Raw genomic sequence first — 19758 nt, 5'->3', positions numbered from 1 at the left:
CAAGCCCGCGGTGCGTTACCCATCCGTCCAGGTGGCGCCCTCGGCACGGAGTAGGCAATCTCCCAGCACCCCTTGAATGACACGCAGCCGATGGCGCGGAAGTCCGCCCCGGGCTAGAACGGTTCGACGAGAACGAGATTCGACCAGCCAACCATCTGCTGGACGCGCTGTCGAGGAACTGCCGCGTCCCCACAACAATGGCTGTTCAATATCAAATCCGTTGTTATACAGTATCGTTGGTAGATCGAGACCGCCGCCTGCCGAAAGGGCACCGTTCTCGACCGGGGAGATCTATTCACGCTGACGCGCTCGGACCCGAGCGGGCATTGCGGCCTAGAAGCCGTAGTAGTTACGAGAACGCGCGCTCCTGCGGGACTGTTTCCTTCCCGAGGTAGGTCCGTACACAGCATGTTCAGGAGGATCGGTGGCCGAGACTAGAGGGGTGTTGTTGCCCGCGTATGTGCTGGCCGACGAGTCCGGGTCGATGGGGCCATACCAAGACGAGCTGTTCAACGGCTTGGCGTCATTGTGTGAAGGGCTGCGCGCCGAGCCGATGGTCGCCGCCAAACTGCGGTTGGCTGTACTCGGATTCTCCGACGATGTCCAGGTCCGTCTGGCCATCACCGACATGCGCACCGAAACCTCTCTTCCCGGCGTAATTATCCGGGGTTTGACCAACTACAAGGCAGTGTTCGACGATCTGCTGGCCCGGATTCCCACCGATGTGCAGTTCTTACGCGAAGAAGGGTATAAGGTTCATCGCCCTGTCGTGTTCTTCCTCAGTGACGGTCAGCCGACTGACAATGGGGCGTGGCGTGCTCCACACAGCCTGCTGATCGACAAAGCTCGCACTCCGACCGCTCCCAACATCATCGCCTGCGGCATCGGTGATGCCCGGGCGGTGACCATGCTCGAAGTCGCCACGCGACAGGAGTTCGCCTTCGTTGCCAAAGCCGGGGTCGATATCGGTGCTGCGATCTCGGAGTTCTTCCACTCACTCACCGCCAGCCTCGTCGCGTCGAGCCAAGCACTGGGTACCGGTAATCCGCAACTGGTCGTGAACCGTCCCGACCAGTTCACGATGGCGATCGACGAGGTCGGCTAGTGCGCCCATGGAGCGCCGTTGCGGCCGCGAGCCAGACGCAGACTCCATCGGCCGAGGAACCGGCGCCGCCACGTCCGTGGCAGCCGATCATCGTGGACGTACCCGGCCCGCAATTCGAAGCCCGCCCACCAGGATTGGACGCCTCCCACCCGCCCGACACCGAGTGCGACGGCTGGTCGACCACAGCCCTGACGCTCCGGTTCGCCTCGGTGCGTGGCGCCAATCACCGCTACTATCGGCGCCCACGTCAAGATTCCGCGCGCGCCGCCGCCCATGAACCGACCGGCACGATCGTCTTCGCGGTCGCCGACGGCGTATCGAGCGCGACGCGATCGGAGTGCGGCGCGCTGGAAGCGTGCGAAATCGCCGTCCAGGCAATGCTGAACCTGCTGGCCGAAACCTCCGGGCCCATCGACTTCCAAAACGTCGCCTACAGCTGCGCCGATCGACTATTTGAGCTGGCGCAGTGGCAATTGGACGTGAACGACCCGACCTCGGCCGAGGTCGCGAACTTGTACGGCACGACACTTGTCGCCGGAACGGTGCGTCCCGATCCGAAAGGTCCGGTCGTGGACGTCTTCCGGATCGGTGACTCCAGCGCATGGATCTTCGACGGGGCAGCGGCCAGCTACCATCCGCTGTTCTCGTCCAAGACAGGTGCGGACATCGAAGTGGTTTCCAACGAAGTGACACCCCTGCCGTATGTGCCCGATCCGCTGGACCAACTCGTCACAGCCCGCCTTTCGGCGGAGCAAACGCTGCTGGTCGGCACCGACGGTTTCGGTGATCCACTCGGCGACGGCGACGGTCTGGTCGGCGCACTGTTCAGCCGCCACCTGACGGCCCCACCGTCTGCGATCTGGCTGGCCCACGTACTGGATTTCTCCCGCGAAACCTTCGACGACGATCGAACTCTGCTCGCGGTCTGGCCCCGCGCCCGGAGCTGATAGTGAACCTGCCCAATAGATCCCACGCCGTCGGCTACCACTCACTCGAGGTGGGAAACCAAATCGGCCGAGGCGGTCAGGGCAGCGTCTACCACGTCAGCAACAAGAAGATCAACAACACCGACGACGCCGGCTGGGACGTGGTCTTCAAGGAATACAACACCACATCGCTGGCTCAACTCGACGTCGTCGCATTGACCAGCATGGTGGCACTGCTGAGGGAACTGAGCCACTCCGACGGTCAATGGTTGTGCGAGAAGACCGCATGGCCGGCCGCCATGGTCGTCCGTCAGGAACGCGTCTGCGGCATCATCATGCGTGTCGTACCCGACAGATTCCGGTTCACCATGCACGGGCTGTCGGCTACCACCCGGCCCAACGAGCGGCTGGCGAACCTGGAATACCTGCTCAACGATGACGCCTACGTCGCACGCGTCGGACTGCGCATCAGCGAACGCGACCGGCTCGAACTACTTGCCGACCTGGCCGCCACCTTGGCCCGTCTACACCGTCTCGATATCGTGGTCGGCGACCTGTCGCCGAAGAACCTGTTGTTCACCACCGACCCGGCCCCTGAATGCTTCCTCATCGACTGCGACGCCATGCGTGTACGCGGCGAATCCGTGCTGCCACAAGCCGAAACGCCCGACTGGAATCTCCCCTCCGGCGAGGAGAAGGCCACACAAGCCGGCGATATCTACAAATTCGGGCTACTTGCCGTACGGTTGCTCGCCCGCGACCAAACCACCACCGACACCACACCCCTGACCGCCATCCACCCCGCGTTGGGCACCCTCGCGCGATTGAGCCTCGACCTCGCTCCAGCCCGACGCCCCCTGCCCGCCCAGTGGGCCGAGCAACTCCGATCAGCCGCGGCCTCCGCCTCGACCACCCCGGCCACCGCGCCCCCCGCCGCGGTGCCCCGTCCGGCGTGGACTCCACAACCCGCCGGAAGCACCGGCCAGCCAACTGGTGCTAAACCTGCCGCGAACCGTCTCACTCTGCTCCGCGTCGCGATCGCTGCCGGTGTCGTCGGCTTATTCGTCGTTCTAACACGACTGGCATTCTCCGACACCGGGATCACCCCGTCACCGAGCACTTCCGCGTTGCGTACCCCGCCGCCTTTCCACACCATCCCGCCTATCCACACCATCCCGCCGCTGCCAACGATCAAGATCTCGCTCCCACCGGTGCCAGTCGCCCACTACGTCGCGGGCGCATACGGCACCGACGACAATCAGGTGTATTGGGCCACCGCCTCCACTCAAACGGCTGCGGTCGACTCCGTAATGAGCCGCTGCGGATCGGACTGCAAGCCGAAGTGGGCTCAGAACAAGTGCATTGCCATCGCTTTCTTCGGACGCGGCGGTTGGTTTTGGGGAGATGGATTCACCGTCGAGGAGGCGCAGAACCAGGCAGCATCGAACGCCCGTAACAAGTACGGGTGGTCCGGATCGTTCACGTTCCGGTCACGGTGCGCGGACTGACTTCGGGCGGTCATGTGCCAACCACCTCGAGATGGTTGGCAAGACCGCAAATATCACTGTCCCGATCAGCAGGACCTGTCCGAGTCTCGCGGCGCCGGCGGTGGCGACTGCGACCACGTGCTGCGTATTGCGCGGGAGCCGGCACCGGAGTTGGTGCCTTGATCCGATGACGTCGAACCCGAGCGTGTATCCCAGGTCGGCCTCGGACGAGACAGGCCGGACTCGGGGCGAGGAGCTGCCTGCCAGGTCGACACCGCTGGGCGCCATTCGGTATTCCGATGCCTGAGGCGAACGGCCGATCTGAGGTAGACGAGCAACAAGCCACCGAGGAGCAGCGCGACGGCCGCGTACCAGAACGCCGCCGCGTACCACCAGGGGCTACCGCCCAGCTCGGTCTGCTGGATGTTCGGTCGGCTGATCGAGCCGAACCACACCTTGCCCTGCTGATCCGTCGCCGCCTGCTCGAACGATCGGTCGACCACGCCCGGCACGTCGGCCTGGACATGCCGCGCCGACTTGTTCAGCGGGACCTTGCTGAAGTCGACCCCGCCATAGGTGTACGTCATCGTGTAGACGACATCGCCTTGCGGGATCTCTCTGGTCACATTGAACTCGAAGTTGTTGTACGACTGCACATATCGGTCGAATACTTCGCGCGAGGACCACGGCTGCAGCGCAGGCCAGGCCGACACGTCACCCGAGTCGATCATGGTCGACAGCGCACCGTCGCGTCCATGACGCTCCCGATACCATTGCGCGGCCACCCGGCTGAGGTACACGCGGCGCAGCTCTGTGAACTCGGGCGCATGGTTGACCGCGTCTTGGACCTTCGGCAGAACCTGATCGCGGAACATGCTCTCCATCTGCGCATCAGGAGCGACGCATTGAGACGGCATGCCCTGCTTACGCAGGAAGTCGGACTCCATCTGCACCTGTAGCGGCGCGTCGACGATGTACATGCCCCCATCGCGTTCGTAGACTGTGGCCGGCGCCGGCACGATCCACTGCCGCATGTCAATACAACTTGCACGTTCGCCCGGACCACGCCAGAACCGCCTGCCGAGATCGGTGTCAGGGTGAATCAGGCGGCCCACCACCTTCTTCATCTCCAGATCCGCGACAAGCAGAATGCGCCCGACGTCTGTGGCGCCGAGCTTGTTGTCGACGATGCGGTCGGGCTCGTTGGGATTGAGGTTCACCCAGAACGCGGATTCCGGCAGGCTCAGCCAGACGAAGAAGGCGTCCGACGCCTGCACCGCAGCGGTTTGTCCCACAGCGACATCGGAGGGAACGGTCGCCGACGTCGCATTGAACGAGTATCGCAACTGACCGTCACCACGATCTGCCAGGTAGTGCAGCTCAACCGTGGAGAAGTCGATGCCTCCAGGTTGGCCCGCACGGTCGAGAACGGACGCGGCCGCGCCCTTGGGGGCCGGGCTGTCGGGAGTGACGAACACCGGTTGGCCTATCCTGGCTCGCGCGTCCGGACCGATCGGCATTCTCGCTTTGTCCCAGGCCTTCTGAATCCCCTCCAACTGGGTCGAAGCGAATTTCTCCGGAGTCTCGAGAGCAGCGGCGGCCTGGTCTTTGAATGGGTTGCGTTTATCGGTCAGGTAGAGCATTTCGTGCAGATTCGGGAACCAATTTCCCTCAGCAAGGTTAGTCAGGCAGTTGTTTCCCGTTGAGGTGCATGGCTTTCGCTCCGACAGCCCTCGCTTTGTGGTGGCGCTCGCCCCATTCACTACTCTGTCGAGAAAGAGCGCCGCAATCCTTTCCGAGTGCAGACCGGTTTTCATCTCCTCCTGCAGGTCGGCTTCCCGCGCCAGATCCCACAGAAAAGTCGGTCTCGTCTCGGTGCGCCAGTCGGAGGCCGGCTTTCCGTCGGCAGTCAACGGATTCCCGTTCACGTCCACGACGATCCATTGGCCCGCCGCCGGATCGAACCAGAGGATGTCGATGGCGACCGTCGTCGGCGCATTCTTTCCCCTCTGCATACTTGGGGCCACCACGATCATCTGCTTGCCGTTGTGCATGAAGTCGAATGCGGCGACGTTGCCGATCCAGTCCGTCTGGTGTCGATGGCGATATATCAGAACCGGGATGTGCATCGGGTGGCCGGGATAGGTTTCGGCGAGATTGTAGGCATCCGACTGCTGCGCTGAGGCCGGAAGCGGTGTCACGGCGATCAGGACAGTGAGCAATACCAGCACGACATGGGCAATGCGCGATGCCCCGTGAATCCTCGTGGTCATCGTCGCGATCCCCTCCCGAATTAATACTTACTATGTGATCAAATCGTCGAGCAGGGCATCCCATTGTGTGCCGGTCTCCAGCGCAGCGGGGTCGCGTTCGCGCAATGCCGTGCGGACGGTGATGATGCCGTCCTCTATGATTTCTCCATCCAGCCCGAGAACGTCCCGATTCAGCAGGCCGAGAAAGAATGTGAACGCAGCGATGTCGGAATTGCAGAACTGGGTGTACTTCGACGATGGCCGATAGAGGTGTACTACGTTGTCGGAAAACACGTCGACGGCGAACACGAAATTGGGATCGCGCTCCTCGGCAATGACCAGATACTCGCGATCATCGTGCCGCAGTCTCCTCGACAGACGTTCGCCGCGCACGAAGCCGATGCTGTACGCCTCGACCGTCGGCAGGCCGACTTCGGTGAGAAACCTACGCGTGCCGGACGACACTCCCGGCCCAACCAGACCTCCGTCGACGGGTTCGATCTGGCCGCCCCAAACCTCGCGGATCTCGTCGGGATCGCACTTGCTACCCCAGGCCGATACACGGTTCATGCGTTTGGATACTACCCGCCCAGTGTGTCGGCGACGGTGAGATGCACTCCGCTGCTTGGCATTTCCTGCTCACCATAGGCCACGCACCACAAGTCCGCGCCCGGTCGTCACCGTCGACGCACCTGGCAGCACCATGGGCGTGAGCGCTGCAGAAAAACCACCTGGTCAGGCCGCGAACGTCGTTACTTGTGTCCATGCTGTACGTGCCCCCAGTCGGACTCGAACCGACACTGAATGGATTTTAAGTCCACTGCCTCTGCCAATTGGGCTATGGGGGCGCTCGGGCTAGCGTACCGACTCGTACGTCTGTACCGGAATCCCCGTGGGTATCACGGGGGCTCGCGTCGGCGGGTCGCGCGGGTTGTGACTGGTGTCGCCGTTCCCGCAGCCGCGCCGGGCAAACCAGGCGTCAGGAATCCGGGTGGGTGAGCACCGTCTGGAAGGAGTCGACGATGGCCGCGGCGGCGGGGAGGCCGAAATCGTCGGCGACGTCGCGGATGTCGGTGGTGAGGGTGGCGTCGATGGTGACGGCGCAGAGGGTCAGTTGTAATGCCTCGCCGAGCTGGATCATTTTGGCGGCGATAGCGCGTTCGTCGAGGTCGGCGGTCATGCGTTCCCAGCCGACGGGGGTGGCGGCGCGAATGCGGTAGCGACGCAGGGTTTCTTCGCCGAGCGCCTTCATGAACTCGATGGCGGCGGCGAGGCAGTACCGGTTGGCGATCCGGTATTCGGGTCGCGGATCGACCTTTTCGATCAGCACGGCCGACAGGGCCGCGGCGGTGAACAGTCCGTCGCAGCTGCGGGCGGCGGCCGATTCGGGCGGGCCGGGCGGCGGATTCGCCAGCCCGGCCGTGACGTCGCCGATCCACGCGAGCACGAGATCGGTGCCGGTGTCATCGGGTGTGGCCGGCGCGCGAACGGGTGTCGCGCGCCGCCCGGTAATGCGTCGTAACCAGTGGTGACGCATTACGGCAACCTCTATTCCGAAGCCGATGTCCGCAGCAGCGAATGCCGCTGGCCGTAGGCAAAGTACACCAGCAGACCCAGCGCCATCCAGACCACGAACCGCAGCCAGGTCTCCACCGAGAGATTGAGCATCAGCCACAGGCAGGACAGCACCGCGAGCACCGGGATGAGCGGCACGAGCGGAACGCGGAACCCGCGCGGCAGATCCGGCCTCGTGCGCCGCAGGATCAGCACACCGATCGAGACGAGCACGAAGGCGAACAGCGTGCCGATGTTGACCATCTCCTCCAGCGTGCCGAAGTCGACGAAACCGGCGAGCACCGCGCAGACGATGCCGACGATGACGGTGATCCGCACCGGGGTGCCGTTCTTGCCGGTGTGCGCGAGCTTGCGCGGCAGCAGTCCGTCGCGCGACATCGCGAACAGCACCCGGGTCTGCCCCAGGTACATCACCATGACGACGGTGGTGAGCCCGGCGAGCGCGCCGATGGAGATGATGTTCTTCGCCCAGGTGGCGCCGTGCAGCGCGAAAGCGGTGGCGAGCGTGGCGTGATCGCCGGATAGCGCGGTGTAGGGCACCATGCCGGTGAGCACCAGCGAGACCGCCACGTACAGCACGGTGACGATGACGAGCGAGCCGAGGATGCCGCGCGGCACCGCCTTCTGCGGGTTCTTGGTCTCCTCGGCCGCGGTGGCCACCACGTCGAATCCGATGAACGCGAAGAACACCAGACTGGCGGCGGCCAGCAGCCCGTACCAGCCGAAGCTGCTGTGGCCCGCGCCGGTCAGGAAGGAGAACAGCGACTGCCGCAGGCCGTCGCCCTCCTCGGCGGGCTGGGACGGCGGAACGTAGGGCGTCAGATTCTTCGAATCGAAGTAGCTGATACCGACGACGAGCACCAGCGCGATCACGGCCAGCTTGATCGCGACCGCGATCGCCGACACCCGCGAGGACAGCTTGGTGCCGGTGGCCAGCAGCAGGCCGAGGACCGCGATGAGAGCGACGGCGCCCCAGTCGAAGTCGATCGATCCGAGATGCACGATCGGCGTATGCCCGATCACCTCGCCGAGGTACTGCGACCAGCCCTTGGCCACCACCGAGACCGCGAGGGCGAATTCCAGCACGAGGTCCCAGCCGATGATCCACGCGACGAGTTCACCGAAGGTCGCGTAGGAGAACGTGTACGCGCTGCCCGCCACGGGGACGGTGGAGGCGAATTCGGCGTAGCACAGCGCGGTCAGCCCGCAGGCGACGGCGGCGAAGACGAAGGCCAGCGATACCGAGGGCCCGGCGACGTTGCCCGCGGTCCGCGCGGTGAGGGTGAAGATACCGGCGCCGATGACCACCGCGACACCGAAGACGGTGAGGTCCCAGGCGGTGAGGTCCTTGCGCAGCTTCGAATCCGGTTCGTCGGTGTCCCGGATCGATTGCTCGATCGACTTGGTGCGGAATAGCCCGCTCCGGCTGGCTGACCCTCGAATGGCCACACTCTCTCCTTCTGTTCCTTCGTGCTCGCGCTAGTGAACGCCCTGCATATGCCTGCTCACCCAGGGCGCGATGCCGAGCACGATCAGCCCGACCACGATAGCCGCGAGGCCTGAGATCCCGAAGTAGGCGAATTCGTGGTCGGCGGCGTAGAAGCGGGCGAGCACACCGGACATCGAGGTGCCGATGCCGATCGAGAAGAAATACAGCGCCATCATCTGCGCGCGGAATGCCTCCGGCGCGAGCTGCGTGGTGACCGCGAGCCCGATCGGCGACAACAGCAGCTCCGACACCGCGAACCCGGCCATGATCGCGAGCACCGCGAGCACCGGGGTGGATTTGCCCTCGCCGCTCGCGAACGGCACGAACAACCAGAAGGCCGCGCCCATGCCCATCACGCCGAGCGCGAACTTGCGCGGCGTGCTCGGCGCGCGCTGACCGAGCTTGGTCCACATGATCGCGAACAGCGGCGAGAGCGTGATGATCCACACCGGCTCGACCGAGCTGATCCAGTTCGACGGCGCGGTCCAGCCGAAGATGGTCCAGTTGATCCGCTCGTCGGAGTACACCGCGAGCATGGTGAACATCTGCTGGAACAGCGACCAGAACACCGCGTTGGCGATGAACAGCGGGATGAACGCGCGCACCCTGCTGCGTTCGACGGTGCTGACCTTGGCGCTGGTGAGCATCACGACGAAGTAGATCATCGAGGCGACCACGATGACACCGGTGGTCACGTCGGCGAGGTTGTCCAGGGTCAGCAGGCCGGTCGCCCAGGCCGCCGCCACCGCGAGCACCACGACGACGACCGCGGCGATCACCGGGCGCACTTCCCCGCGCGTCAACGGGTTCGGCACGTGCTTGCCCGCGTCGCCGAGATTGCGCCGGAAGATCACGTACTGGGTCAGGCCGATCGCCATGCCGATGGCGGCCGCGCCGAAGCCGTAGTGGAAGCCGATCCTGGTCTGCAGCAGGCCGGTCAGCAGCGGGCCGAGGAACGCGCCGAGGTTGATGCCGAGGTAGAAGAGGGTGAAGCCGCCGTCGACGCGCGCGTCGCCCTTGGGGTAGAGCGTGCCGAGCAGCGAGGACGCGTTGGCCTTGAGGGCGCCGCTGCCGAAGGCCACCAGCACCAGGCCGACGCCGACCCCGGTCAGTCCCTGCAGCAGCGCGAGCGCGATATGCCCGGCCATCACGACCACACCGCCGTAGAACACGGTGCGCTCCATGCCGAGCACCCGGTCGGCGATCAGCCCGCCGAGCACCGTGGACAGGTAGACCAGGCCGCCGTAGGCGCCGACGATGCCGACGCCGGTGCTCTTCTCCAGGCCGAGGCCGCCGTCGGTGACCGAGTAGTACAGGTAGTAACCGAGGATCGTGACCATGCCGTAGAACGAGAACCGCTCCCACAGCTCGACACCGAACAGGTTGACCAATCCGATGGGATGTCCGAAGACCGTCCGCCCTGGGATCGGCTCGTTCACTGTGTCTTCGGACATACTTTGGGACATTGCACGGACGATAGCAATTCATCGGCATCCATACCGAATCGCGGGTGCGAAATGCCGCTGAAGCCAGCCTTAATCGGCTTATTCGGACCGACTCTCATCGGTAATACTTCTAAATGGAACCTTGCAGGGTACCGCGCAACACTGGGGTTACGGAGGTGATTCGCCAGATTCGCGCGGATTTCCCGTGATCGCTCGATGTGCGTCCCCAGCGACGGCTCGATAGAGTGCGCGTCGAGTTGGATGAGGAACATCAGTGAATGCACAGCACTCCGTTCGAGTGCGGCACCTGCGACTGTTCGCTCTGGTGGTGCTCCTCGTTTCGAGTGTGCTCGCCGGATGCGCCGGACCACGGTTGACCGCGGCACGAACATCGACAATCAGCACCGAACAGACGCGCGCACCGCAGCAGGACGTCGCGCGCAACGTGCTGCACTCCGGGTATCGATTGTCGCCCCTGCGCTGCCAACTGCCGCAGGCCGCGATGGACACCGAAGGCCAGCGTCGCTTCGTCGGCGCAGCGCTCACCTGTGTGGAAAAGCTCTGGACCAGCGCGCTCGGCGCGGACGGCATCGCCGTGTCGCCGGTGCGGCTCGCGATCGTCGACAAGCCGACGACGAGCTGCGGTAAGGAGATCTCGGCCACCGACCCTGCCTTCTATTGCGACGGCACGGTGTACTGGCCCACCGAGGACGCCTACCACCAGGGCTGGCCGCCCGGGCTGCTCGACCGGTATCTGCTGTTCGTGGTGATGCACGAATACGGGCACCACATCCAGCTTTTCACCGGCATCGAGCGCACCGCGCTGCGGGCGAACACCGCGGGCGCGAAATCGGCGCAGGCCATGCAGACCAGCAGGCGGATGGAAATGCAGGCCCAGTGCCTCGCCGGCATGACACTGTCCGCCGCCGAACAGGGTGGCGTACTGGCCTCGTGGGCGGCGAAACAGCTGATCGCGATGCAGTCGAAGATCGCAGGTACCGACAGCCACGGCACGGGCGCGAACAGCAAGCGCTGGACCGAGGCCGGCTACCGCGGCAACTCCACCGCGGCCTGCAATACCTGGGCGGCGGCGCCCGCCGAAGTCGACTGACACCCACCGTCATTCGTGTCGGTCCCATCGGGAATGCTGGCACTCGTACGACTTTCGAAACTTGATCTGTGGGGGACACAGGTGAAATCTCCGCGCACGCGCCGATCGGCGTGCCTGCCGCTGGTCGTCCTGCTCACCGCGCTGGTGGTGGCCGGATGCGACCGAGGGCGGCTACCCAAGCCCGCCGCGAGCCCGACGACCACGCAGGCCGCCGCGGCCGCACCGGAAACCCTGCCGGAGCCGACGCTCGAAGACAATCCGCTGCACCGCGATATACGGCTGCCGCCGATGCACTGTGAACTGCCGCAGGTGGATTCGAACGCGGCAAGTCAGCAGCGATTCGTCCAGGCCGCCATCGACTGCCTCAACGACAGCTGGCTGCCGGTCCTGCGCGCGGCGGGTGCGCTCACCGCGTGGGCAGGAGCCGAGCGGCCCGCGCTGCGGATCATCGACCGGCTCGGCTTGCTCGACTGCGCGGGAGAGCAGGTGCAGCCCACCGATTCTCAGGCGTTCTACTGCGCGGGATCGATCTTCTGGCCCACCGAGGGGCGTGGCGGCGTCTGGATACCGGACCGCGGGAACTGGACGGCACGCGAGGCATACCGCGCACACACCCTGTTCGTGGTCATGCACGAGTACGGCCATCACGTCCAGGAGCTCACCGGCATCGAACGCCGCGCCGATCTGGACAAGTCCGTCACCGGCTGGGATTCGGAATCCGGCCTGCGGACCAGCCGCCGCGCCGAACAGCAAGCCCAGTGCCTGGGCGGAGTGGCCACCGCGGCAGCGAAACTCGGCGGCACGGTGTCACCGAGGGAAGCCGACTACATGATCGCGGTGCAGGAAATGGTCGCCGAGGAACGCATCCACGGCACCGCCGCGAGCAGCCTGCGCTGGTCCGAAGCGGGCTACCACAGCGCCTCCACGTCCTCCTGCAACACCTGGACCGCCCCACCGAGCGAGGTGGAGTGAGTCAGGCGATGGACAGGGCGATGCCGTCGAGGATGTCGTGTTCGCTGACGACGAGTTCGGAAATGCCCGCGCGGCGGGATAATTCGTCGGCGAGCACCTCGGTGATGACGGCGCCGCCGCCGATCACGTCGACCCGGCCGGGATGCATGGGGCCGAGTGCGGCGCGTTCGTCGTGGTTCATGCCGATCAGGCGATCGCAGACGGCGCGTAGCTGATCCAGGGTCAGCCTGGTCAGATGCACACGGTCCGAATCGTATTCGGGCAGATCGAGGGCGATGGCGGCGATCGTGGTCATGGTGCCCGCCACGCCGACCCAGGTGTGCGCGCCGTCGACGGGGACGCGCGCGAACGCCTCGTACAGCCGTTCCGTCGCGAATTCCCGTGCCGCCGTGACCTGCTCGGCGGTCGGCGGGTTGCCCGGCAGGCAGCGCTCGGTGATCCGGACGCAGCCGATATCGGCGGAGAACGCGGCATGGACGCCGTCACTGTCGCCGAAAACCAGCTCGGTGGAACCGCCGCCGAGATCGACGACCACGAAAGGGCCCTGTGCGCTGGGCAATTCGCCGACCGCGCCGGTGAACGACAGCCTGGCCTCCTCGTCGCCGGTGATCACCTCGGCCTCCGCGCCGGGCACAACGCGCCCGAGCTCGGCGCGGGCCATGGCGAAGAAGTCTTCCCGGTTGGACGCGTCGCGGGTGGCGGAGGTCGCCACCATGCGCACCCTGGTGACCTCGGCCTTGCGCATCAGGTCGACGTAATCGGTGAGCGCAGCCCTGGTGCGCTCGATGGCCTCCGGCGCAAGCGACCCGGTCGCGTCGACGCCCTGACCGAGCCGCACGATGCGCATCTCGCGATGCACGTCGGTGAGTGTGCCGTCGGGTTGCACATCGGCGATCAAGAGCCGGATGGAATTGGTACCGCAGTCGACTGCCGCAACCCGATCACTCATTTTTACGCCCCGTCCGCAGGTAGTTCGCGCTCGTACTTCGGCCAGTCCGCCGGAATCGCGGTGCCACGCAATCCATTATCGGCCGCGAGCGCCACCGCCTCGTCACCGAACGGATTGACGCCGGGCCCCTTGGCCAGCGCGTGCGCGATCAGCACGTGCAGGCACTTGACCCGCTCCGGCATCCCGCCGCCGGTGAAATCCGTGCCGAGCGATTCGATCTCGTTGCGCTCGGCCAGGTAGCTCTCGTGCGCGGCGCGGTAGGCCGCGGCCAATGCCGGGTCGGTGGCCAGTCGTTCGGTCATCTCGCGCATCACGCCCGCGGATTCCTGCCTGCTCGCCTCGGCGGTGAGCCGCGGATCGGTCAGGTAGTACAGCGTCGGGAACGGGGTGCCGTCGGGCAGTCGCGGCGCCGTCTTCACCACCGCGGGCAGGCCGTCCGGCGTGCGGTAGGCGACGGCGAGTACGCCGCGCGGTTCCCGGCCGAGCTGGGCGGCGATGATCTCGAGATCGCGGGCGGTGGGTTCGGTCACCTGGGTCCTTCCGGTCCTGGCGGGGGTGGCACGGGCGGCGGCGGTCCGGCGGGCGGCGCCGGAGCGGCCCCCGGGGTCTGCTGTGGTTCGGAGATGGTGCGCCACACCTCGGTGTACCAAGGGTCGGGCGCCTTCGATCGGGTGGGCGCCGGCGGCGGCGCGGGCGCCTCGATACCCGGTACCTGCACGATGTAGGGCGTCTCGCCCGGCATCACCAGCCGCAGCCGTTCGCGCGCCTCGGCCTTGGTGTTGGCCGGATCCCGTTGCTGCGCACGACGATCGCGCAACCGGGCGAGATCGGCCTCCAGCTCGACGCGCTGCTGCGCGAGCTGCTTGGCCTCGGCACGCTGAGTGAAGTAGGTGCGCGTCGGCACCGCGAGGGTCAGCGCGAGCGCGCACACCACGATGGCGAGCACCACCGCGCGGCCGGTCGACATGCCGAGGATGGTTCGCTCGTGCCGATCCGAATCCGCCCGCGCGGCACGGGGTTCGATCTTGCGCGGCTCGGCCTTCTTCTCGGCGGGCTCACCGCGCCTGCGCGCGGTCCGCTTGGCCGCCGCGGGCCGCGCCGCGGTATCGGCCGGTCGTGACCTGGCGGTTCGCGACGTGCGGCGGTCGCCACGCCCTGTCGGCTTGCTCCCACGCGCACGTCGCTCCGTCATGTCACACCTTGCTGTATCTATTTGCGATGCTCCCTGGGCCCTTCGTGGTTACACGGGCTGCCGCCTCCGGGCCCTGAGCTCGCATCGCGGATTCAGCCCTCGAACGCGAACCGCGGGAACGCGACATCCCCGGCATAGCGGGCGGAATCGCCCAGTGCGTCCTCGATGCGCAGCAGCTGGTTGTACTTGGCCACCCGCTCGCTGCGCGCCGGGGCGCCGGTCTTGATCTGGCCGCTGCCGACCGCGACCGCGAGGTCGGCGATGGTGGTGTCCTCCGTCTCGCCGGAACGGTGGCTCATCATCGTCTTGTAGCCGTTGCGGTGCGCGAGCTCCACGGCGTCCAGCGTCTCGGTGAGCGTGCCGATCTGGTTGACCTTCACCAGCAGCGCGTTGGCCGCGCCCTTGGCGATGCCCTCTTCCAGGCGCTCCGGGTTGGTGACGAACAGGTCGTCGCCGACCAGCTGCACCTTGTCGCCGATCAGGTCGGTCAGCGCGACCCAGCCGTCCCAGTCGTCCTCCGACAGCGGATCCTCGATGGAGACCAGCGGGTACGCGCCGAGCAGCTCGCCGTAGAACGCCGCCATCTCCTCGGCCGTGCGCACGGTGCCCTCGAACTTGTAACCGCTGCCCGCGGTGTAGAACTCGGTGGCCGCGACATCGAGCGCGAGCGCGACATCGGTGCCGAGACGCAGACCGGTCTTGGCGATCGCCTGACCGATCAGGTCGAGCGCCTCACGGGTGCCGCCGGCCAGATCGGGAGCGAAACCGCCCTCGTCACCGAGACCGGTGGACAGGCCCTTGCTCTTCAGCTCGGCCTTCAGCGCGTGGTACACCTCGGTGCCCCAGCGCAGCGACTCCTTGAAAGTGGGCGCGCCGATCGGGGCGATCATGAATTCCTGCACGTCGACACTGGTGTCGGCGTGCGCGCCACCGTTGAGGATGTTCATCATCGGCACCGGAAGCACATGCGCGTTCGGGCCGCCGAGGTAGCGGAACAGCTCCAGGCCCGAGGACTCGGCGGCGGCGCGTGCCACGGCCAGCGAAACACCGAGCAGGGCGTTGGCGCCGAGGCGCGACTTGTCCGGGGTGCCGTCCAGGTCGAGCAGGACCTGGTCGACGGTGCGCTGCTCGACCGCGTCCAGGCCGATGACGGCCGGCGCGATCTCGTCGAGCACACCCTCGACGGCCTTCTGCACACCCTTGCCGCCGTAGCGCTCGCCACCGTCGCGGAGTTCGACGGCCTCGTGCTCACCGGTGGACGCACCGGAGGGCACGGCCGCCCGGGTCAGGGTGCCGTCGTCGAGGGCGATCTCGACCTCGACAGTGGGGTTGCCGCGAGAATCCAGGATCTCGCGCGCTCCGACCTGTTCGATGATGGCCACGAAAACGACACTCCTTCGGCTGCTGGCACGGTAGGTCTGACGGGATGAGCCGTGCGCCTGCGAGCCTAGCGTCCGTGCGCCGAGCCTGGTAACCGGCACTCCGACGAACAGCCGCCCGACCGGGCAGGCCACCCCTGTATTTTCTGCCGACTGCCCGGCAGTCAGGCTCTGCGGCCGACGCTGTACGCGGCGGCCCTGTTCCGCACCGTGAGCAAGTAGCTGTTGGATTGGTTATAGGTCAGCAACGCACGCTGCCAGCCGTGCTGCGAGGTGAGATCGCCACCGCTCGCGCAGAGGTAGCGGGCGGCGGTGAGCGCGGCGTCGTCGATGTTCTGCGGATCGATCACGCCGTCGCCGTTGGCGTCGACGCCCCAGCGTTTCCAGGTCTCCGGGATGAACTGCAGCGGGCCGAGCGCGCGATCGTTGACCGGGTCACCGTCGAGCTTGCCGCCGTCGGTGTCCTTGACCAGCGCGACACCGGGCGAACCGTCGAGCGGGATACCGATGATGGGCGGGCGGACGGTGCCGTCCGCGCCGACCCTGGCGCCACGGAACGTGCCGTGCTTGCTCTCCACGCTGGCGATACCGGCGATGGTGGTCCACGCGATCCCGCAATCCGGCTTCGACCTGGCCATCACCGCGGCGGCATAGCCGTAGGCCTGTAGCGCGGTCGAGTTGATGTTCAACGCGTCGGATTGGTTATCGGCCCACTCACGCAGCTGTGCGGCGGTGCGGCCGGGCGCATCGATGTCGATGACCGGCACCGGAGTGCCCGGCCCAGGCGGAATACCGTCGGGGATGGGCGGAAGATTCTCCGTCGCGCAGCCCGAGAGGAGCAGGGCCGTCACCATCGTGGCTATCAGACCGGCACCCCACCCCAGTCCCCCACCGATCCTCGTCAATCGCACCCCTCCATCATCCAGATCCGCCTTACGGCGACCTTAGAGCTCACAGAGTGACACTGTCTGCCGGTCATTCGGTACGCCGCCAGTTGTCCCCAGTTGCGTCGATCACCTGATCTGCGGATCGAGGCCAGCCCGCCACCTCCCCAGTTCGACGTCCGCCGAGCGCAGTCGAATGGCCCTGCGACACGCCGTAACTGGGGCCATCTGACTGCGCTCGACGGGATTGCCCCAGGAGTTCGCTGGCCGCTGCGCTAGCCGAGCAGTTCGCGGGTGGCGTTATGGGTCGGCGCCGCGAGCACGGTCGCGGTGTCGCCCGATTCGACGACGCGGCCGTGGTCGAGCACGACGATATGCGCGCAGTGGGCGGCGGCCAGGGACATGTCGTGGGTGATCACCACCAGGGCGGTGCCACGTTCGATACAAATGCGATCGAGCAGGCCCATGATCGCGGCCGCCGTCTCGTGATCGAGCGCGGAGGTGATCTCATCACAGATGAGTACCGCGGGCTCGGCGGCGAGCGCCCTGGCCAGCGAAACCCGTTGCCGCTGCCCACCGGACAGCTCATGCGGATACCGCCCCGCCAAGTCCGGCGCCAACTCGACTGCACCGAGCAATTCGCGAACACGCTCCCCCACATCCCGTTTCGGCACCTTCCCGAACCTGCGCAACGGCCTGCCGAGCGTCTGCGCCACTGTCCGCCGCGGATTGAGCGCCGACAAAGGATTCTGCGTAACCAATTGAATCCCGTTGCCGCCCCGCCCACCCCGGTGCCCGTTGCCGCCGGGCCACAACCCGCCGCCGGGCCTGAACGGAAGCCCACCATCAACGACTCCGGCCTGCGCACCGACGCCACCGCCTTCGGATTGATGCCCGGGACCACGGCGACCGGTCCCCCGCCGGGTGCCGCGCCCGAGCCGAATCCAACTGCCGCCGTTCCCGAGCCGACGCGCGCCCCCGACCGGAATCGGCTCGCCGCGCACCTGCAACGATCCGGTCGCATCCTGATGCAGCCCCGCGAGAACACGCGCGAGCGTGGTCTTACCCGCCCCCGACGCACCAACCACCGCGACCGCCGCCCCGGCCGATACCTGGAGGTCGACCTCGCGGAGCACCTCATATCCATCGATTGAAGCCCCGATCCCCGTGGCGCACAGGCGAATTTCGCGCGACTGAGGCGGTTCGTCGCGGTCCGCCTCGGTCAGGTCCAGCATTCGAGCGGCGTGGGTGGTGTTGCGGTCCGAAGTCGATGGCCGAGGACTGCCGGAGAGGCCGAGTTCGATTGCCTGGTCGGCGATTACGTGGACGAGGGCGGTGTCGTGGCCGGAGAGCAGGATCGCGACGGAGCGCTCGGTGGCGATTTCGGTGAGTAGATGGGCGATGTCGGTGCGGAGTGCGCCGTGTAGCCCCGCCAGGGGTTCGTCGAACACCAGCACCGCGGTGTTCCGCAGCAGGGCTCGGGCCAGCGCTACCCGCCGCTGCTGCCCGCCGGAGAGGCCACCCGGCCGCCTGCGCAGATGCTCGGCGGAAAGCCCGACCAGTTCCAGCGTTTCGACCATCGCGTCGCGGGTGACACCGCGGGCGACCTCCCCGAGCAAGGAGTGCACCCGCATCATCGGATTGAGCGCGGAACCTGGATCTTGACCGGCATAGGCGATGCAGCTGCGCCGGAACCGTTGCAGCGCACCACTGTCCAGCGCGAAGACGTCGTGACCGGCAACAGTCACCGACCCCGCCGCTCGCACCGACCCCGACGGCAGGTGCCCGAGCAGCGCTCGCATCAGCGTCGTCTTCCCCGACCCCGAAGGCCCGGTGAGCGCCGTCACCGACCCCGCCGCCATCCGGAACGTAACCGGCCCGGCCAACTCCTGTCCGTTGGCTGCGCGAATAGTCAGCCCGTCGACCACCACCGAAATATCGCCCGGCTCAGAGCCGTCGAGCGAAGTGCCAGCCGAACCGGCGACTCCCGGCACCTCATCCACTTCGCCGATCACAGCGCCCTGACTCTCGCGCATGTCATGCCCCGCCGCGCCCATAGTCCGCTCACCCATCACCACTCCGCACACCACCACTCCCCGTCGGCCGACCCCGACGTCGAGCGCAGTCGAATGGCCGTCGGTTACGGCGTGTCGCAGGGCCATTCGACTGCGCTCGGCGGAATCCGGGTCGGGCGAGCAGGTGGTGGCTCATGGGTGGTCCTCTCGTCCGAAGGCGCTGACGGCGAGGTTTACGCAGACGGCGACGGTGGCGATGGCGAGGCTGGGGGCCAGGACGGACCAGGGGTTGAGGAGGGTGCCCGAGGAGTTCTCGCGGATCATGACGGCCCAGTTGGTCGCGCCGAGGGTGGTGGGGAGTTGGAGGAAGGAGGCGGTGCTGACCAGGTAGACGCTGGCCACGAAGCGGAGGCCGAGCTGGGTGGCGAGTACCTCGCGGAGGTTGGGGATCACTTCACGGAAGACCAAGTGGGCCAACGTTTCACCGCTCGCTTGCGCGCTCTCGACGTAACCGCTGGCCGCTACTCCGGCGGCGGCAGCGGTGAAAACTCTGGCGCAGTACGGGGTTCCGAACAGTAGGGCGACGACGACCAGTCCATAGATTCCCGCGTCCGGCCATGAGGTCAATACCAGCAGGATGCCGAGTACGGCGGGCACCAGGATCACGAAGTCCGTGCACCGTTCGATCACCACCCCGATCCGTGGACGCAGCGCCGCGACAGTACCGAGCACACCCGACAGCGCCGTCACCAGCACCGCGATCACCGCGGCCAGCAGCAGCAATCCCCAACCGCCGTACATCACTTGGCTCAGCACATCGCGCCCGAGCCGATCCGTGCCGAGCACCCCCGAGGCGCCGGGCCGCGCGAACGGAATACCGACCGCCGCCTCCGCCGAACGCGGCGCGAGCACCGGCCCGAGCACGGCCAGCACAACCACCGCCACCGCGGGCAGCACCACCCACAACCGTGTCATTT

Annotated in this window: 17 protein-coding genes and 1 tRNA gene; 5 read left to right on the top strand and 13 right to left on the bottom strand. The window is 66.6% G+C overall.

Features of this window, described 5'->3' with window-relative positions; translation table 11 throughout:
- Window positions 1-424: 424 nt before the first annotated feature.
- Genes ACIG5A_RS30505 through ACIG5A_RS30495 form a run of 3 tightly spaced genes read left to right on the top strand, consistent with a single transcriptional unit; the run spans window position 425 to window position 3539 of the window.
- Complete coding sequence (locus ACIG5A_RS30505) at window positions 425-1105, top strand: hypothetical protein (RefSeq protein ID WP_397246298.1); 681 nt, start codon at window positions 425-427, stop codon at window positions 1103-1105.
- Window positions 1105-2052 (top strand): protein phosphatase 2C domain-containing protein, encoded by a 948-nt coding sequence (locus ACIG5A_RS30500; RefSeq protein WP_397246295.1) that lies wholly within the window; start codon window positions 1105-1107, stop codon window positions 2050-2052. Before ACIG5A_RS30505 ends, ACIG5A_RS30500 begins: the two co-directional genes overlap by 1 nt.
- Before the next feature lie 2 nt (window positions 2053-2054).
- Window positions 2055-3539, top strand: coding sequence for a hypothetical protein (locus ACIG5A_RS30495; RefSeq protein ID WP_397246293.1), 1485 nt, complete (start codon window positions 2055-2057; stop codon window positions 3537-3539).
- Between the two features lie 65 nt (window positions 3540-3604).
- On the opposite strand, the gene ACIG5A_RS30490 is transcribed toward ACIG5A_RS30495, so the two are convergent.
- The 6 genes from ACIG5A_RS30490 to ACIG5A_RS30465 all read right to left on the bottom strand — a co-directional run bounded on the left by ACIG5A_RS30490 (window position 3605) and on the right by ACIG5A_RS30465 (window position 10288).
- Window positions 3605-5791, bottom strand: coding sequence for a hypothetical protein (locus tag ACIG5A_RS30490; protein ID WP_397246291.1), 2187 nt, complete (start codon window positions 5789-5791; stop codon window positions 3605-3607).
- Between the two features lie 30 nt (window positions 5792-5821).
- A complete protein-coding gene (locus tag ACIG5A_RS30485; RefSeq protein ID WP_397246288.1) occupies window positions 5822-6340 on the bottom strand; it encodes an SUKH-4 family immunity protein in 519 nt (172 codons plus the stop codon).
- A 204-nt stretch (window positions 6341-6544) separates the two neighbouring features.
- Window positions 6545-6618 (bottom strand) — tRNA-Leu (locus ACIG5A_RS30480).
- A 131-nt stretch (window positions 6619-6749) separates the two neighbouring features.
- Complete coding sequence (locus tag ACIG5A_RS30475) at window positions 6750-7307, bottom strand: hypothetical protein (RefSeq protein ID WP_397246285.1); 558 nt, start codon at window positions 7305-7307, stop codon at window positions 6750-6752.
- Window positions 7308-7318: 11 nt separating this feature from the next.
- Window positions 7319-8794 (bottom strand): amino acid permease, encoded by a 1476-nt coding sequence (locus ACIG5A_RS30470; RefSeq protein ID WP_397246283.1) that lies wholly within the window; start codon window positions 8792-8794, stop codon window positions 7319-7321.
- A 30-nt stretch (window positions 8795-8824) separates the two neighbouring features.
- The gene (locus tag ACIG5A_RS30465) at window positions 8825-10288 is read right to left on the bottom strand and encodes a peptide MFS transporter (protein ID WP_397246281.1); all 1464 of its coding nucleotides are present in this window, start codon (window positions 10286-10288) and stop codon (window positions 8825-8827) included.
- A gap of 265 nt (window positions 10289-10553) precedes the next feature.
- Here ACIG5A_RS30465 and ACIG5A_RS30460 point away from each other — a divergent pair, with 265 nt between their 5' ends.
- Both ACIG5A_RS30460 and ACIG5A_RS30455 read left to right on the top strand, forming a co-directional pair.
- The gene (locus ACIG5A_RS30460; RefSeq protein ID WP_397246278.1) at window positions 10554-11390 is read left to right on the top strand and encodes a neutral zinc metallopeptidase; all 837 of its coding nucleotides are present in this window, start codon (window positions 10554-10556) and stop codon (window positions 11388-11390) included.
- An 81-nt stretch (window positions 11391-11471) separates the two neighbouring features.
- The gene (locus tag ACIG5A_RS30455) at window positions 11472-12362 is read left to right on the top strand and encodes a neutral zinc metallopeptidase (protein WP_397246275.1); all 891 of its coding nucleotides are present in this window, start codon (window positions 11472-11474) and stop codon (window positions 12360-12362) included.
- Window position 12363: 1 nt separating this feature from the next.
- Here the strand turns inward: ACIG5A_RS30455 and ACIG5A_RS30450 are convergent, their stop codons facing one another.
- The 7 genes from ACIG5A_RS30450 to ACIG5A_RS30420 all read right to left on the bottom strand — a co-directional run bounded on the left by ACIG5A_RS30450 (window position 12364) and on the right by ACIG5A_RS30420 (window position 19756).
- The gene (locus tag ACIG5A_RS30450; protein WP_397246272.1) at window positions 12364-13311 is read right to left on the bottom strand and encodes an exopolyphosphatase; all 948 of its coding nucleotides are present in this window, start codon (window positions 13309-13311) and stop codon (window positions 12364-12366) included.
- Between the two features lie 2 nt (window positions 13312-13313).
- A complete protein-coding gene (locus tag ACIG5A_RS30445; RefSeq protein ID WP_397246270.1) occupies window positions 13314-13841 on the bottom strand; it encodes a DUF501 domain-containing protein in 528 nt (175 codons plus the stop codon).
- The gene (locus ACIG5A_RS30440; protein WP_397246268.1) at window positions 13838-14503 is read right to left on the bottom strand and encodes a septum formation initiator family protein; all 666 of its coding nucleotides are present in this window, start codon (window positions 14501-14503) and stop codon (window positions 13838-13840) included. Before ACIG5A_RS30440 ends, ACIG5A_RS30445 begins: the two co-directional genes overlap by 4 nt.
- Before the next feature lie 92 nt (window positions 14504-14595).
- Window positions 14596-15885, bottom strand: a complete 1290-nt coding sequence (gene eno, locus ACIG5A_RS30435) for a phosphopyruvate hydratase (RefSeq protein ID WP_397246265.1) — start codon at window positions 15883-15885, stop codon at window positions 14596-14598.
- 161 nt (window positions 15886-16046) lie between these two features.
- Window positions 16047-16736, bottom strand: a complete 690-nt coding sequence (locus ACIG5A_RS30430; RefSeq protein ID WP_397246263.1) for a lytic transglycosylase domain-containing protein — start codon at window positions 16734-16736, stop codon at window positions 16047-16049.
- Between the two features lie 305 nt (window positions 16737-17041).
- Window positions 17042-18838, bottom strand: a complete 1797-nt coding sequence (locus ACIG5A_RS30425; protein WP_397246261.1) for an ABC transporter ATP-binding protein — start codon at window positions 18836-18838, stop codon at window positions 17042-17044.
- A gap of 135 nt (window positions 18839-18973) precedes the next feature.
- Window positions 18974-19756 (bottom strand): ABC transporter permease, encoded by a 783-nt coding sequence (locus ACIG5A_RS30420; RefSeq protein WP_397246259.1) that lies wholly within the window; start codon window positions 19754-19756, stop codon window positions 18974-18976.
- Window positions 19757-19758 lie beyond the last annotated feature (2 nt).

This window comes from Nocardia sp. NPDC052566, assembly GCF_044547285.1.
In the GTDB taxonomy this organism is placed as follows: Bacteria; Actinomycetota; Actinomycetes; order Mycobacteriales; family Mycobacteriaceae; genus Nocardia.
Note: the sequence above shows the minus strand (reverse complement) of the source record. Positions and strands in the feature narration are given on the sequence as shown.

Excerpts from the sequence above, each read along its gene's own strand:
- ACIG5A_RS30490 (WP_397246291.1), bottom strand. The coding sequence starts at position 5,791 with ATGACCACGAGGATTCACGGGGCATCGCGCATTGCCCATGTCGTGCTG.
- ACIG5A_RS30485 (WP_397246288.1), bottom strand. The coding sequence starts at position 6,340 with ATGAACCGTGTATCGGCCTGGGGTAGCAAGTGCGATCCCGACGAGATC.
- ACIG5A_RS30475 (WP_397246285.1), bottom strand. The coding sequence starts at position 7,307 with ATGCGTCACCACTGGTTACGACGCATTACCGGGCGGCGCGCGACACCC.
- ACIG5A_RS30465 (WP_397246281.1), bottom strand. The coding sequence starts at position 10,288 with ATGTCCGAAGACACAGTGAACGAGCCGATCCCAGGGCGGACGGTCTTC.
- ACIG5A_RS30450 (WP_397246272.1), bottom strand. The coding sequence starts at position 13,311 with ATGAGTGATCGGGTTGCGGCAGTCGACTGCGGTACCAATTCCATCCGG.
- ACIG5A_RS30440 (WP_397246268.1), bottom strand. The coding sequence starts at position 14,503 with ATGACGGAGCGACGTGCGCGTGGGAGCAAGCCGACAGGGCGTGGCGAC.
- ACIG5A_RS30430 (WP_397246263.1), bottom strand. The coding sequence starts at position 16,736 with ATGGTGACGGCCCTGCTCCTCTCGGGCTGCGCGACGGAGAATCTTCCG.
- ACIG5A_RS30425 (WP_397246261.1), bottom strand. The coding sequence starts at position 18,838 with ATGGGTGAGCGGACTATGGGCGCGGCGGGGCATGACATGCGCGAGAGT.
- ACIG5A_RS30420 (WP_397246259.1), bottom strand. The coding sequence starts at position 19,756 with ATGACACGGTTGTGGGTGGTGCTGCCCGCGGTGGCGGTGGTTGTGCTG.